Origin of the sequence: Planosporangium mesophilum, from assembly GCF_016863255.1 — a bacterium.
Classification (GTDB): Bacteria; Actinomycetota; Actinomycetes; order Mycobacteriales; family Micromonosporaceae; genus Planosporangium; species Planosporangium mesophilum.
This window is the reverse complement of the sequence record NZ_BOON01000002.1, coordinates 241,824-256,366: the sequence shown is the minus strand read 5'-3', so window position 1 is coordinate 256,366 and position 14,543 is coordinate 241,824. Positions and strand designations below refer to the sequence as shown.

The window sequence follows — 14,543 nt, the reverse complement described above, 5'->3', positions numbered from 1 at the left end:
TCGAGCTTGCGCTGCGCCTCCTCGAGCCGCTGCCGCACCTCCGCGAGCTTCTGCTCCGCCTCGTCGAGCTCCGGCTGGATCTCGCCGCTGCGCTGCTCGGCGACCACGGCCCGGCGCTCGGCCTCGTCGGCACGCTCCTTCGCCTGCACGGCCGCCTGCTCGGCTTCGCCGCGGAGCCGGTCGGCCTCGGTGCGGGCCTGCTCCACCGAGGCGCGCGCGTCGGCCAGCATCTGCTCGACCTCGCGCTGGGCCTCGGCCCGCAGCTCGGCGCTGTCCTCTTCGGCCTGTGCGCGAACCGAGGCGGCGTGCTGTTCGGCCTGCTTGGCGATGGTGGTCGCCTGCGTCTCGGCCTGGCTGCGCACCTGCGCCGCGTACTGCTCGGCATCGGCCAGCATCGCCTGCTGCTCCTGCTGCATGGCGTCGCGGCGGGCGGTGGTCTCCTGGTCCAGTTCCGCGCGGGCCTGCTCGATCTCGGCGGCCGCGGCCTCCTGGAGGCGCGCGCACTCCTCCTGAGTGGAGGCGTACAGCTTCTCCGCCTGTGAGCGCACCCGCCGCGAGTACTCCTCGGCCTCGGCAACCTCGGCGGCCAGCGCCTCGCGGCGCTCGGCGGAGGCCCGGTTCTCCTCCTTGCGGCGGCTCTCGAGTGCCAGTTCAAAGTCGCGAATGGCCTGATTGGCCCGCTCGCGCGCGTCCTCGAGGACCCGGTGAGCCTCGGCGCGGTTGCGCTCGACGTGGTCGATGGCGCCAGCCCGGATCACGTCTGCCTGTTCTTCGGCGAGGGTGAGGATGTGCTCCACCCGCGCGCCGAGGTGGCGGAAGGAGACCGGCGCGTCGGTGACCGCGATCTTGCGCAGCTCCGCTATCTGGCTCTGCATCTCATGAATCTGGACGGCCAGCGCCTGGTTCTGCGCGTACGCCTCGTCCCGTTCGGAGGCCAGGGCCCCGACCTCCGCCTCGACCTGACTGACGTACCGGTCGACCTGACGCCGTTCATAGCCACGCAGTGCGATGTCGAAGCCAGCCTCGGCAACGGCACCCTGGCCCAGTGCGAAAAGCTCACCGCCGTGCGACATGATTCCATCCTCACACGCAGGGTCCCGTCACGCTCGGCGGAACACACCGGCGTGACGGGACCCGCGATATCCCCGATGCGCTAGGGCATCAACCAGCAGCGGGCAGCACAGAGGTCAGAGATTGACCTTCGTGGCACCGTCCTCGGACTTCTCGGCCTTCTTGTCGCCCTCGTCCGGCTTCGGCGCCGGCGCGGTGGGGACGATACCGGCCAGGCCGGACAGCATCTGACCCAACTGGGCGGTGACGGCGTCCTTCTGGCGGGTGAGGTCCTCGACCTCGCGGCGCGCGACCTGCGTGGTGTGCTCGGCCTCGCTGCGCGCCTCGGTCAGCAGGCGGTGTGCCTCGGCACGCGCCTCGTTGACCGTCTTCTCCGCCAGCGCCTTTGCCTTGTCGGTGGTCTCCGTCGCGGTCCGCTCGGACTCCACGCGACGCGCCTCGGCGCGCTGCTCGATCTCCTTCGCCCGGTCCTCCGCGGCGCTCGCGCGCTGCTCCGCCTCGCTGACGAGCTTCTGGGTCTGCGCGACGGCGGCGGCGTGGCGCGCCGACTCTTCCCGCTCGGACTTCTCGCGCCGCTCCGCCAGCTCCAGCTGCAGCGCCTGCAGGTCCTTGTCGCGCTTGTCCCGCGCGTCGGTCAGGAGCTTGGTCGCCTCGGCGCGCTTCTCCTCCGCGTCGCGCGCGGCCTTGGCGCGAAGCTGCGTGATCTCGCGCTCCGCGGTCGCCCGCAGCGTCGCCACCTCGCGCTCGACGGTTGCCTTCAACTCGGCGACCTCGTGGGCGGTGGCGGTACGCAGCTGCTTGGTCTCGCGCTGCGCGTCAGCGCGCAGCGTGTCGGCCTCGCGGCGGGCCTGCACCCGGACCTCGGCGGCCTCGCGCTCGGCGGCGGTACGCACGTTGCTCGCCTCGCGCTCGGCGGTCGCCTTCATCGCGGCGGCCTCGGCGCGGGCCTTGTCGGTGATTTCGCGGGCCTCCAGCCGCGCCGCGGAGACGATGCCCTCGGACTCCCGCTTCGCCTCGCTGCGGTGGTCGTTGGCCTGCTCCTCGGCCAGGCGCAGGATCTGCTCCACCCGGGTGCCCAGACCCGACAGGGTGGGCCGGCTGTTCTCCTCGAGCTGCTTGCTGGCGTCGGTGAGCTTCTGCTCGACCGAGCCGATCCGCTGCTCCGCCTGGCGCAGTCGCCGCTGCGCCTCGTTCATCCGCTGCTCGGCTTCGCCGCGCGCCTGCTCGGACTGCGTCAGGGCGCCGTTGAGTCGTCCGATGAAGTCATCCACCTGGGCGCGGTCGTAACCGCGCAGGACAACGCTGAACTCGGAACCCGAGTTGGCGTTGTCGAAGAAAGCGATGTTCTGCTGCTGCTGCTGCTGGGGCATTGGCACATATTGGCAGACCTACCCGGGGCCTTCGCAAGAGCGTAGGTGCCAACCTGGCATGCACTGTGCGCGATTACGCACGTGAGATGTCCAGTTCGTGCCACGGGCGCATGAACAGTCGGTGACTCCGACGGCGGCGCGTACGTCAAGGCCCCGCGCCGGGGCGGCCCACAGCGCTGTGGGCCGCCCCGGCACGGGGCCCTGACGGGTGGAAATCGATCAGTGGCCGCGGAACCGGTTGATCTCCGTCTCGTGCCGGGCGCGCTTCTCGCGGTCGCGGACGCCCAGCCCCTCGTCCGGCGCCAGGCACAGCACGCCGACCTTGCCCTGGTGGGCGTTGCGGTGCACGTCGTACGCGGCCTGCCCGACCTGCTCCATGGAGTACGTCCTGGACAGTGTCGGGTGGATGGCGCCGCGGTCGATGAGCCGGTTGGCCTCCCACGCCTCCTTGTAGTTGGCGAAGTGGCTGCCGACGATGCGCTTGAGGTTCATCCACAGGTACCGGTTGTCGTACTGGTGCATGTACCCGGACGTGGACGCGCAGGTGACGATCGTGCCGCCCTTCTTGGCGACGTAGACGCTCGCGCCGAACGTCTCCCGGCCCGGGTGCTCGAACACGATGTCGGGGTCCTCGCCGCCGGTCAGTTCGCGGATGCGCTCACCGAAGCGGCGCCACTCGGACGGGTCCTGGGTCTCCTCGTCCTTCCAGAACTTGTAGCCCTCGGCGGTCCGGTCGATGATCAGCTCCGCGCCCATCCGCCGGCACAGTTCGGCCTTCTCCGGGCTGGACACCACGCATACCGGCCGGGCGCCGCCGTTGAGCGCGAACTGGGTGGCGTAGCTGCCCAGGCCGCCGGACGCGCCCCAGATCAGCACCGTGTCGCCCTGCTTCATCTGGGCGCCGTGGTGCGAGACCAACTGCCGGTACGCGGTGGAGTTGACCAGGCCGGGGCTGGCGGCCTCCTCCCACGACAGGTGCTTCGGCTTGGGCATCAGCTGGTTGGCCTTGACCAGGGACAGCTCGGCGAGCCCGCCGAAGTTCGTCTCGAAGCCCCAGATGCGCTGCTCCGGGTCCATCATGGTGTCGTCGTGGCCGGTGGCGTCCTCGAGTTCGACGCTCAGGCAGTGGGCCACCACCTCGTCGCCCGGCTTCCACTTGGTCACGCCCGGGCCGACCTTCAGGACGACGCCGGCCAGGTCCGAGCCGACCACGTGGTAGGGCAGGTCGTGGCGCTTGGTCAGCTCGGAGACCCTGCCGTAGCGCTGGAGGAACTTGAACGTCGAGACCGGCTCGAAGATCGAGGTCCACACCGTGTTGTAGTTGATGGCGCTGGCCATCACCGCCACGATCGCCTCGCCCGGGCCGAGTTCGGGGGTCGGCACCTCCTGGACGTGCAGCGCCTTCCGCGGGTCCTTGTCCCGGGTTTGCAGGCCCTCGAACATGTTGACCTCGTCGGCGCGTACGACGACGCCGCGATAGCTGTCGGGGACGGGGAGACTGGCGACCGAGGCCAGCTCGCGGGCGGGATCCGCCGCGTGCTCCGCCGCCATGATCGCGTCGAGGATGTCCTTCACGGCGCTACCTTTCGCTACAGGTGTGTCGTGGAATGGGGGTCGGCGACGACGCCGGTCGATTCGGGGTCGAGCGCGCCGGGCGTGGTGTCCCGGCCGGCACATCTCCCGGCTCGTACGTGTCTACGGCTCGCGTACGTCTCTTCCGCTCGTGGCGGCGCTGTCGCAGGTGGAGCTGACGGTGGTGCGAATCCCCCCGTAACTGCGGATGTTACTGCCCAGTAGCCAAGTGGAGGAACCGCCTTGTGAAAAACTGCACGCACTTCTCCGCGCGACTTCCCGGGAGTCGTGGTGTCAGACGTTCCCTGACACCACGACTTCGGGGAAATTCTGGCGATCAGGCGGGCTCGACGAGCTCCACCAGCACGCCGCCGGTGTCCTTGGGGTGCACGAAGTTGACCCTGGAGTTGGACGTACCCCGCTTGGGCTGCTCGTACAGCAGTCGCATGCCCCGCGCCCGCAGCGCCTCGCTGGCCGCCTCGACGTCGCGCACGGTGTACGCGACCTGCTGCACGCCGGGGCCGTTGCGGTCGAGGAACTTCGCGATCGTCGACTCCGGCGACAGCGGCGCCAGCAGCTGGACGCAGCCGCCGGACGGGTCGGGGCCCACCGAGAGCATCGCCTCGCGTACGCCCTGTTCCTCGTTGGTCTCCACGTGGACGCAGGTCATGCCGAACGTGCGCCCGTAGAATTCGATTGCGGCGTCGAGGTCGGGTACGGCCACGCCGACATGGTCGATCCGCAGCAGGCCGATCGACTCCGGTTGAGCTCCGGGTGACGTATGCAACGTCGAAGACTGGTCCGTCATGGCGTTAGTCTGACCTAATCAGCGTTAAGTCAACCCTGTGAGATACCTCGCGGAGGGCAACCCATGAGTTCGGTGATCGTCAACGGCGCACGCACCCCGATGGGTCGCCTGCTCGGCGCCCTGAAGGACTTCCCGGCGACCAAGCTGGGGGGTATCGCCATCAGGGCGGCCCTGGAGCGCTCCGGCGTGGCGCCGGAACAGGTGCAGTACGTCATCATGGGCCAGGTGCTGCAGGCCGGCGCCGGCCAGATCCCGGCCCGTCAGGCGGCGGTCGAGGCCGGCATCCCGATGAACGTGCCGGCGCTGACCGTCAACAAGGTCTGCCTGTCCGGCCTGGACGCGATCGCGCTGGCAGACCAGCTCATCAGGGCCGGCGAGTTCGACATCGTCGTGGCCGGCGGCATGGAGTCCATGACCAACGCGCCGCATCTGATGATGAAGCAGCGGCAGGGGTACAAGTACGGCGACGTGACCGTCTCCGACCACATGGCCCTCGACGGCCTCACCGACGCCTTCGACCAGATCTCGATGGGCGAGTCGACCGAGCGGTTCACCGCGAAGATCGGCATCTCGCGGGAGGACCAGGACGCGTTCGGCGCCGCCAGCCACCAGCGCGCCGCGGCCGCCCAGAAGAACGGCCACTTCGCCGAGGAGATCGCGCCGGTCGAGATCCCGCAGCGGAAGGGTGACCCGATCCTGGTCACCGACGACGAGCAGATCCGCCCGGAGACGACGGCCGAGTCGCTGGCCAAGCTGCGCCCGGCCTTCACCAAGGACGGAACCATCACGGCCGCCACCTCCTCGCCGATCTCCGACGGCGCCTGCGCGGTCGTCGTGATGAGCAAGGCCAAGGCCGAGGAGCTGGGCCTGGAGTGGCTCGCCGAGATCGGGGCGCACGGCAACGTGGCCGGTCCGGACAACTCGCTGCTCGCCCAGCCGGCCAACGCCATCAAGCACGCCCTGGACAAGGAGGGGCTGAGCGTCGACGACCTCGACCTGATCGAGATCAACGAGGCGTTCGCGGCCGTCGGCATCCACTCCAGCCGCGAGCTGGGCGTCAGCCCCGACAAGGTCAACGTCAACGGCGGCGCCATCGCGCTCGGCCACCCGATCGGCATGTCCGGTGCCCGGCTGGCCCTGACGCTCGCGCTGGAGCTCAAGCGCCGTGGCGGCGGCCTGGGCGCGGCGGCCCTGTGCGGCGGCGGCGGGCAGGGCGACGCCCTGCTGCTCCGGGTCCCCGCCAACAGTTGATCCGTCCGGGAGGTGCCCCGTCCGGCGTCGACGCGCCGGGCGGGGCACCCTCGTAACCACTTCAGGGAGCAGCGGTGAGCACCACGTCGATTCGGCGCAGTCGGGACGTACCCACGCTGGTGGCGGCCGCCCGCGAGGGTGACCACCGCGCCGTCGCGCGCCTGGTCAGCCTGGTCGAGAACGACGACCCGGCGCTGCCCGAGGTCGCCGCCGCGCTCGCCGTCCACACCGGCTCCGCCCAGGTGATCGGCCTGACCGGCTCGCCGGGCGTCGGCAAGTCGACCACCACCAACGAACTGGTCCGCGCCATCCGCGCCCAGGGCCGGCGGGTCGGTGTGCTGGCCGTCGACCCGTCCAGCCCGTTCAGCGGCGGGGCGATCCTCGGCGACCGGGTCCGCATGCAGGACCACGCGACCGACTCCGGCGTGTACATCCGCTCCATGTCCAGCCGGGGTCACCTCGGCGGCCTGGCCGCCGCGACGCCGCAGGCGGTCCGCGTCCTGGAAGGCGCCGGCTGCGACGTCGTCCTGATCGAGACCGTCGGCGTCGGGCAGGCCGAGGTCGAGATCGCGAGCCTGGCCGACACCACACTGGTACTGCTCGCGCCCGGGATGGGCGACGCGATCCAGGCGGTCAAGGCCGGCATCCTCGAGATCGCCGACGTGTTCGTGATCAATAAGGCCGACCGGGACGGCGCCGACGCCACGTACCGCGACATCCAGGGCATGATCGCCCTCGGCGAGCGCGGCGCGGGTGACTGGCGGCCGCAGGTCGTGCGCAGCGTGGCGAACCGGGCCGAGGGTATCGACGATGTGATCGCCGCGATCGACAAGCACCGCGCATGGCTGGAAGACCACGGCCAGCTGATCCGCCGGCGGGAGGCCCGGGCCGCGGGTGAGGTCGAGGCGATCGCGCTGGGCGAGCTGCGGGCGCGCATCGGTTCGCTGCGCGACGGCGAGGCGCTGCCGGCGCTCGCCGCCCGGGTGGCGGCCGGCAAGCTCGACCCGTACGCCGCCGCCCGCGAGTTGCTCGACGGCCTCGGAAAGTAGGGCTGTCCGCCCGCGGCGGTACCCGTGCCCCCGCGGGTAGTCCGAACAGCGGCTGACACGTTCATCGATACGCCGGTACGCTCACGCACGGCCTGAAGCCCGGACCGACCACGGGAGTGAAGATGAACGAGCGCCCAACGGGGATGCACGCGCAGCGCACCGGGGAGGCGGCGGTTCAGGGGTACGCCCAGGACGGCGCCGGAGCGGTCGAGCGGGCCCGCGACCTCGCCGCCGACGCGGCGGAGCGGATCGGTGGGGCGGTGGACCGGGCGGCTGCGGCCTCCGGGGTGGTCGCCGCGCAGATGGTCGGCCGGCTGCGCAACAACGCCGAGCTGGTCGCCGAGCGGGGCAGCACGATCGTCGCCAACGAGGTCGTGGAGAAGATCGCCGGCATCGCCGCGCGTGAGGTTCCCGGGGTGTACGACCTGGGCGGCGACGTGGCCCGGATCTTCTCCGCCGTGAAGGAGCGCGTCGGGTTCGACGACGACTCCGACCAGGGCGTGTCGGTACGGCTGGAGGGCGACACCGCCGCCATCAGGGTCACGCTCGTGCTCGAGTACGGGTTCGTTGTCCACTCGGTGACCGAGATGGTGCGCGCCAAGGTCATCGGCTCGGTGGAGAACCTGCTCGGGCTGGAGGTGACGGCCGTGGACATCGTCGTCGACGACATCCACGTCCCGGACAACGGCCCGGTCGGCGACGACGAGGCCCGGGCGGCCGGCTACCAGGTCTGAGCGGGCAGGTCTGAACGGATGGCGGATTCACCTTAGCGATCGTTCAGGTCACCCCTTAGTATCGGCGGTGAAGGACGTCACAAACGTCACCGACGAAGGGGATCCGCCAGATGGACGCCCAGGAGATCGAGGCCGGACGCGAGCGCTGGCAGCGCCGCTACGACGCCGCCCACAAACGCGACGCCGACTTCACCACGCTGTCCGGCTCGCCCGTCGACCCGGTGTACGGGCCACCGCCCGGCGTCGACGTGCCCGGGTTCGAGCGGATCGGCTGGCCGGGGGAGTACCCGTACACCCGCGGCCTGTACCCGACCGGCTACCGGGGCCGCGCCTGGACGATCCGGCAGTTCTCCGGCTTCGGCAACGCGCAGCAGACCAACGCCCGGTACAAGATGCTGCTCGGCGCCGGTGGCGGCGGCCTGAGCGTCGCGTTCGACATGCCGACGCTGATGGGGCGCGACTCCGACGACCCGCAGTCCCTCGGCGAGGTCGGCCACTGCGGTGTCGCGATCGACTCCGCCGCCGACATGGACGTGCTCTTCGACGGCATCCCGCTGGCCGACATCACCACATCCATGACGATCTCCGGCCCGGCGGTGCCGATCTTCTGCATGTACCTGGTGGCGGCCGAGCGCCAGGGCGCCGACCTGTCGAAGCTCGACGGCACCCTGCAGACCGACATCTTCAAGGAGTACATCGCGCAGAAGGAGTGGCTGTTCGCGCCCGAGCCGCACCTGCGCCTCATCGGCGACCTGATGGAGTACTGCGCGCAGGAGATCCCGCGGTACAAGCCGCTGAGCGTCTCCGGCTACCACATCCGCGAGGCGGGCTCGACCGCCGCCCAGGAGCTGGCGTTCACCCTGGCGGATGGTTTCGGGTACGTCGAGTTGGGGCAGTCGCGCGGCCTGGACGTGAACGTCTTCGCCCCCGGGCTGAGCTTCTTCTTCGACGCGCACGTCGACTTCTTCGAGGAGATCGCCAAGTTCCGCGCGGCCCGCCGGATCTGGGCCCGGTGGCTGCGCGACGTGTACGGCGCCACCAGCGAGAAGGCGCTGTGGATGAAGTTCCACACCCAGACCGCCGGGGTGTCGCTGACCGCGCCGCAGCCGGTCAACAACGTCGTTCGTACCGCCGTCGAGGCGCTCGCCGCCGTCCTCGGCGGTACCAACTCGCTGCACACCAACGCCCTCGACGAGACGCTCGCGCTGCCCACCGACTCCGCGGCCGAGATCGCGCTGCGCACCCAGCAGGTGCTCATGGAGGAGACCGGCGTCGTCAACGTCGCCGACCCGCTCGGCGGCTCGTGGTACGTGGAAGCGCTCACCGACCGCATCGAGGCGGAGGCCGAGAGGATCTTCGCGCGGATCCGGGACATGGGCTCGGACGACACCATCACCTCGGGCATCCTGCGAGGCATCGAGGACGGCTGGTTCATGTCCGAGATCGCCGACAGCGCCTTCGCGTACCAGCGGGCGCTGGAGAAGGGCGACAAGAAGATCGTCGGGGTGAACTGCCACACCGCGACCGTCGCGCGCGACCTGGAGATCCTACGGATCTCGCACGAGGTCGAGATCGAACAGCGACGGGTACTGGCGGAGCGCCGCACCGGTCGCGACGCCGACGCCGTGAAGGCCGCCCTGAACCGCATGGTGGAGGTCGCGCGTACCGAGGAGAACATGATCCCCGTCATGCTCGACGCGGCCCGCGCCGAGGCGACGCTCGGGGAGATCTGCGACGCGCTGCGGGCCGAGTGGGGCGTGTATCGCGAACCGGCGCGCTTCTGAGGTTTCTGTCGTCCACCCGACTGCCGCTCGGAGGGTAGATCCTGCGGGCGGCAGTGAACATGCCGGACACCTACGTGCCAGACTAGGGACCATGAGCGATCCACGGATGAGTGCCTCCATCTTCACCCGCGGAGCGGTGGACCTGGGAGCGCTACGCACCACCCCGACGGCCGGTCAGCGTCCGGCCACGACGCCAGGTTCGCCGGGTTCCTCCGGGCCGGGAGCCGGGTCGCCGGGCGACCACGCGCCGGCCGCGTCGGGCGAGGGCGTGGCCGTCATTGACGTGAACGAGGCGAACTTCCAGCGCGAGGTCCTGGAGCGCTCGATGACCACCCCGGTGGTGGTCGACTTCTGGGCCGAGTGGTGCGGCCCGTGTAAGCAGCTGTCGCCGGTACTGGAGAAGTTGGCGGTCGAGGGCGACGGCTCCTGGGTGCTCGCCAAGGTCGACGTGGACGCCAACCCCCGGATCGCGCAGATGTTCCGGGTACAGGGCATCCCGATGGTGTACGCGATCGTCGGCGGCCAGCCCGTCGACGCGTTCACCGGCGTGGTGCCGGAGACCCAGCTGCGCCAGTGGATCGACGCGGTACTGAAGGCGGGTGGGGTCGAGGTCGAGACCCCCGCCGACCCGCGCCTCGACGCCGCCGACGACGCACTGGTCAACGGCGACCTGGACGCCGCCGAGCAGGCGTACCGGAAGATCCTGGCCGAGAGCCCGGCGGACCAGGCGGCCGAGGCCGGCCTGGCCCAGGTGGAGCTGCTGCGCCGGGTGGGCGGGGTCGACCCGCAGGCGGCGATCGCCGAAGCAGCGGCCAACCCGGACGACGTGGAAGCCCAGCTCCGCGCCGCCGACGTCGAGATCCTGAGCGGACAGGCCGACCGCGCGTACAACCGCCTGGTCGACCTGGTCCGGCGTACCTACGGCGACGACCGGGAGCGGGTACGCAAGCACCTGCTCTCGCTGTTCAGCATGGCCGGTCCCGACGATCCCGCGGTCGCCGCGGCGCGCCGCGCGCTGGCGAACGCGCTGTTCTAGCCGGACGCGGACGTGCGCCGGATCGCCGTCCTCGACGCGCCGTCCAACCTGGGGTTACGGCCACCGACCGCAACCTCGGTGCCGGGTTGTGCCAAGGCGCCCGGCGCACTCCGCGACCACGGCCTGGTGACCCGCCTCGCGGCCAGGGACGCCGGCTGCGTGACGCCGCCACGGTTCGACCCGGGCGACTGGCGGCCGGGCGACGGCGTCGCGCACGCCGAGGAGATCGCCTGGTACTCGCGGCGATTAGCCGACCGGATCGGCGCGCTGCTGGACGCGGGTGAGTTCCCGGTCGTTCTGGGGGGCGACTGCTCGATCCTGCTCGGCAGCGCACTGGCCGCCAACCGGCGTTCGTCCGATCTGGACGCGGGTATCGGGCTGGTCTACGTCGACGGGCACTCCGACTTCCGGCACCCCGGCAACGCCTCCTACGTGGGGGCGGCCGCCGGCGAGGACCTGGCGCTGGCCACCGGGCGGGGGCAGGCCGACCTCGCCGCGATCGAGAACCGCCGCCCGTACTTCCGCGACAGCGACGTGGTCGTCCTCGGCATCCGTCCCCACGACGAGCACCGCCTCGACCTGCAGGCGGCAGGCATCGCGTACCGGGCGGCGCCGCAACTGCGCGCCGAGGGCGCGGCCCGCTCCGCGCAGTGGGCGCGCGGCGTGCTCAGCGGCTGCGTGGGGTACTGGGTGCACGTCGACGTGGACGTGCTCGACCCGGCCGTGATGCCGGCGGTCGACGCCCCCGACCCGGGCGGGATCGCCTACACCGAACTGGAACTCCTGCTCGCCGGTCTGGTGGCGACGCCGCACTGTCTCGGCGTGGAGATCACCGTCTTCGATCCGGACTACGACCCGACCGGCGCGTTCGCCGCCGACGTGGTCGAGACGCTGGTGGCCGGGCTGGCGCCGGCCGCGACGGTGGCGCCGCTGGACTGGGCCGCGCTCGCGGCCTCCGCCACGCCGCTGCCGGCCCCGGTGGAGCCGCTGGCGCCGCGGATGCCGATGGAGCCGCTGGCGCCGCTGGTGCCGGTCGTGCCGGCGCTGGCCGGCGGCGCCGGGCCCGGGTCGACGGTCGCCGGGCCCGGGTCGACGGTCGCCGGGCCCGAACCGATCATGGAGCCCGAAGCTGACGCCGAGCCCGAGGCGGTCGTGGAGCTCGAGGCCGCCGGTCCGGACGTCGTCGACGAGTCGGACGTCGTTCACGAGGCCGAGGCCGAGGCCGTCGCCGGGTCGGACGGCGGGAGCGCCGAGCCCGACGAGGGGAACGCCCGACCTGGCGACGGGAGCGCCGGTTCGGACGACGAGGACGAGCGGCGGCAGCTGGGCAGTCTGGCCCCGCGCGTGCCGCTCGATCGGATGAGCTTCTCGGACATGATGGACGCCGATCGGGCCGCGCTCGCCCGAAGACGTGACGGGGCCATCCCGCTGCGCCGGCGGGGTGGGGCCCCACAACCTGCCGACGCCGAGGCGCAGGGCGCCGCCGACATGGTCGAGCGGGACGCCCCCGACGCCGACCGGCCACCGGCCACCGATCCGGCACGGCCGTTCGCCGGGCTGGCCGAGCAGGTGCGTGCGGCGGGCAGTGGCCAGGTGCCGATTGCGCGTACGCCGGTGGAGCCGCCCGCGATGCCCGCCGCCCCGGCGCCCCCGCCCGCCGAGACCGCCTGACCCTCCGCGGTCTTGGACACCTGGCGGGGTTGTGGGCCCGTCAGGTGTCCAAGATTCGCGAGGAGGTCCCGCTCAGCCGAGCGCGGCGCAGAACCGGCCCGCGATGGGCACGGCGGCGTCGCTGCTCAGGCCGCCGTTCTCGACGAACACGGCGAACGCCACGTCACCCCGGAAGCCCATGAACCACGAGTGCGTCTTGTTCGGGTCGTTGTTGTCGTACTCGGCGGTGCCGGTCTTGCCGTAGATCGGCGCCCCGGGCGTGTTCTTGATCGACGACGCCGTGCCGTCGGTGACGACCTCCCGCATCATCTGCTTCAACCCGGCCAGCGAGTCCGGCTTGAGCTGCGGGCCCGGCTGGGCCGGCTGCTTCGGCGCCGGATCGATGATCAGCTTCGGCTGCTGCCACTGGCCGCGCGCGATCCCTGCCGCAGCGCCAGCCAGGGCCGCCGGTGAGACCTGCGTCCTGCCCTGCCCGAACGCCGCCGCCGCCTGCTCGGCGGGGTCGGCGCCGGTCGCCACGCTGCCGCTGTACACCGGGGTGCCGAGGTCCCACGGGACGCCGATGCCGACCGTCTTCGCGACCGCCGCCAGGCCGTCGGCGCCGAACTTCGCCCCCAGCTGCGCGAACGCGGTGTTGCACGACTGCGCGAAGTCGACGTGCAGCGGCACGTCACCCAGGACGAAGTCGTGCGCGTTGTGGATCGGTGCGCCGCCCGGGGCGGTGTACTCCTTCGGGCACGGTACGACCGTGTTGACACCTGCCCCGCCGTTCTCCAGTACGCCGAGCGCCGTAACGGTCTTGAACGTGGAGCCGGGCGGCACCTGCCCGGTGAGGGCGAGGTTGAGGTCCCCGCCGTTCGGGCCGTTGGCGACGGCGAGCATGGCCCCGTCGCTGATCCTGACGGCGACGATGGCCGACCGGTTGGGCTGGCCGGCGAGTGCGGCGTCCGCGGCGTTCTGCGCCTTCGGGTCGAGCGTGGTCTTCAGTGCCGCGCCCGGCTTGGGGTCGGCGGCGAAGAGCACCTTGTCGGCGACGCTGGGGTCCTTGCCGGGGATCGCCACGGAGACGCCCGGCGAGCCGGCGAGGAGGTCGTCGTACTGCTGCTGCAGGCCGCCGAGCCCGACCTGGTCACCGATCTGGTACTTGCCCGGGTTGGAGTCCATGACCTCCTTGGTCACGTCACCGACGCGACCGAGGAGGGCCTTCGCGAACGTCGGCGTGGGCGCGAGCGTCCGGAAGCTCTCCCCGAAGTACAGCCCGGCCAGATCGTGGATGGTGCCGCGGATCCGGTTGTAGGCCGGTTCCCGCAGCGAGATGACGTCGATCGCAGCCGTGCCGCCCGCCTTGATCTCCTGCGGCAACTGGCTCAGGTCGACGTCGCCGATGTCGCCCTTGATCGACTTGAGGGCGGCGTCGAGGACCCGCACGGTGCCGTCGACGTCGTTCACCTCTTTCGGCTGCACCCGTACCGTGATGATCTTTTGTCTGCTGGTGATCGGGGCGCCCGCGCCGTCCAGGATGTTGCCCCGGTCGGCGGCGGTGTGCTTGATGGCGATCTTGCCGTCGGCGGTGAGGTCGGGGTGCAGGGTGGCCGGGTCGAAGTAGACCTGCCACTTGTCGTCGGAGTCCTTCCTGGCCTTGACGACGCTCTTGTACTCCCAGGTCACGCCGGTGCCGACCGGCCACGCGTAGGTGATCGTCGCGGTGGCGGAATCGCCCTTGACGACCGGGTTGCCCACCTTGATCGTCGGCTTCCTGCCCGCGAGGTCACCCTCGATCTTGCCGAGCATCTCCTTGGTGACGGGCCGGCCGGCGCTGTCCGTCACCTTGAGGTTGCCGAAGTCGCCCCGGGCCAGGGCCTCGCCGAACGCGCGCAGCGTGCCGTCGGGGGGCGTCGACGAGCAGGCGTTCAGGCCGGCGGTGAGCATGGTGAGGCCGATGAGGCAGGCCATCCGGCGTCGTGGCATCGACTGTCCTTCCCCAGTGGACGTCCCCGCACGGGGCTTCGGTCCGGCATTCTCCGGCACAACGGGTGATCTGCGCACTGGTACTTTCCGGCCATAAGGGGTTTGTGTCGGCCATACGATGACGGTTCACCGACCGATTGGTCATACCAGCCGGCCTGATGGTGGGATCACAGTCAGGTGAATCAGGTAGGGCGCCAGCCACGCCCTAGTCTGGTCACAGACGGTTCCC

Annotated in this window: 9 protein-coding genes and 2 pseudogenes; 6 read left to right on the top strand and 5 right to left on the bottom strand. The window is 71.2% G+C overall.

Features of this window, described 5'->3' with window-relative positions:
* From Pme01_RS01890 to mce, 4 genes and pseudogenes are all read right to left on the bottom strand, one after another.
* Nucleotides 1–1,073, bottom strand: a pseudogene (locus Pme01_RS01890) (hypothetical protein); the annotation flags it as partial.
* A 114-nt stretch (nucleotides 1,074–1,187) separates the two neighbouring features.
* Nucleotides 1,188–2,441 carry a DivIVA domain-containing protein gene (locus Pme01_RS01885; RefSeq protein WP_168112966.1) on the bottom strand — a complete coding sequence of 418 codons (1,254 nt, stop codon included), beginning with the start codon at nucleotides 2,439–2,441 and terminating at the stop codon, nucleotides 1,188–1,190.
* A 219-nt stretch (nucleotides 2,442–2,660) separates the two neighbouring features.
* Nucleotides 2,661–4,016: a crotonyl-CoA carboxylase/reductase gene (gene ccrA, locus Pme01_RS01880; protein ID WP_168112967.1), complete on the bottom strand. Its 1,356-nt coding sequence runs from the start codon at nucleotides 4,014–4,016 to the stop codon at nucleotides 2,661–2,663.
* Nucleotides 4,017–4,350: 334 nt separating this feature from the next.
* Complete coding sequence (mce, locus tag Pme01_RS01875) at nucleotides 4,351–4,821, bottom strand: methylmalonyl-CoA epimerase (RefSeq protein ID WP_168112968.1); 471 nt, start codon at nucleotides 4,819–4,821, stop codon at nucleotides 4,351–4,353.
* 63 nt (nucleotides 4,822–4,884) lie between these two features.
* Here mce and Pme01_RS01870 point away from each other — a divergent pair, with 63 nt between their 5' ends.
* The 6 genes and pseudogenes from Pme01_RS01870 to Pme01_RS01845 all read left to right on the top strand — a co-directional run.
* Complete coding sequence (locus tag Pme01_RS01870) at nucleotides 4,885–6,072, top strand: acetyl-CoA C-acetyltransferase (protein ID WP_168112969.1); 1,188 nt, start codon at nucleotides 4,885–4,887, stop codon at nucleotides 6,070–6,072.
* 74 nt (nucleotides 6,073–6,146) lie between these two features.
* Nucleotides 6,147–7,121, top strand: a complete 975-nt coding sequence (meaB, locus tag Pme01_RS01865) for a methylmalonyl Co-A mutase-associated GTPase MeaB (protein WP_168112970.1) — start codon at nucleotides 6,147–6,149, stop codon at nucleotides 7,119–7,121.
* Between the two features lie 122 nt (nucleotides 7,122–7,243).
* On the top strand, nucleotides 7,244–7,855 hold the full coding sequence (locus Pme01_RS01860) for an Asp23/Gls24 family envelope stress response protein (RefSeq protein ID WP_168112971.1): 612 nt from the start codon (nucleotides 7,244–7,246) through the stop codon (nucleotides 7,853–7,855).
* 110 nt (nucleotides 7,856–7,965) lie between these two features.
* On the top strand, nucleotides 7,966–9,639 hold the full coding sequence (icmA, locus tag Pme01_RS01855; RefSeq protein ID WP_168112972.1) for a coenzyme B12-dependent isobutyryl-CoA mutase large subunit: 1,674 nt from the start codon (nucleotides 7,966–7,968) through the stop codon (nucleotides 9,637–9,639).
* Nucleotides 9,640–9,730: 91 nt separating this feature from the next.
* Nucleotides 9,731–10,675, top strand: coding sequence for a tetratricopeptide repeat protein (locus Pme01_RS01850; protein WP_168112973.1), 945 nt, complete (start codon nucleotides 9,731–9,733; stop codon nucleotides 10,673–10,675).
* Between the two features lie 12 nt (nucleotides 10,676–10,687).
* Nucleotides 10,688–11,818: pseudogene (locus tag Pme01_RS01845) on the top strand (arginase family protein); the annotation flags it as partial.
* 600 nt (nucleotides 11,819–12,418) lie between these two features.
* On the opposite strand, the gene Pme01_RS01840 reads toward Pme01_RS01845, so the two are convergent.
* Nucleotides 12,419–14,314 carry a penicillin-binding transpeptidase domain-containing protein gene (locus Pme01_RS01840; protein WP_168112974.1) on the bottom strand — a complete coding sequence of 632 codons (1,896 nt, stop codon included), beginning with the start codon at nucleotides 14,312–14,314 and terminating at the stop codon, nucleotides 12,419–12,421.
* Between the last annotated feature and the right edge of the window lie 229 nt (nucleotides 14,315–14,543).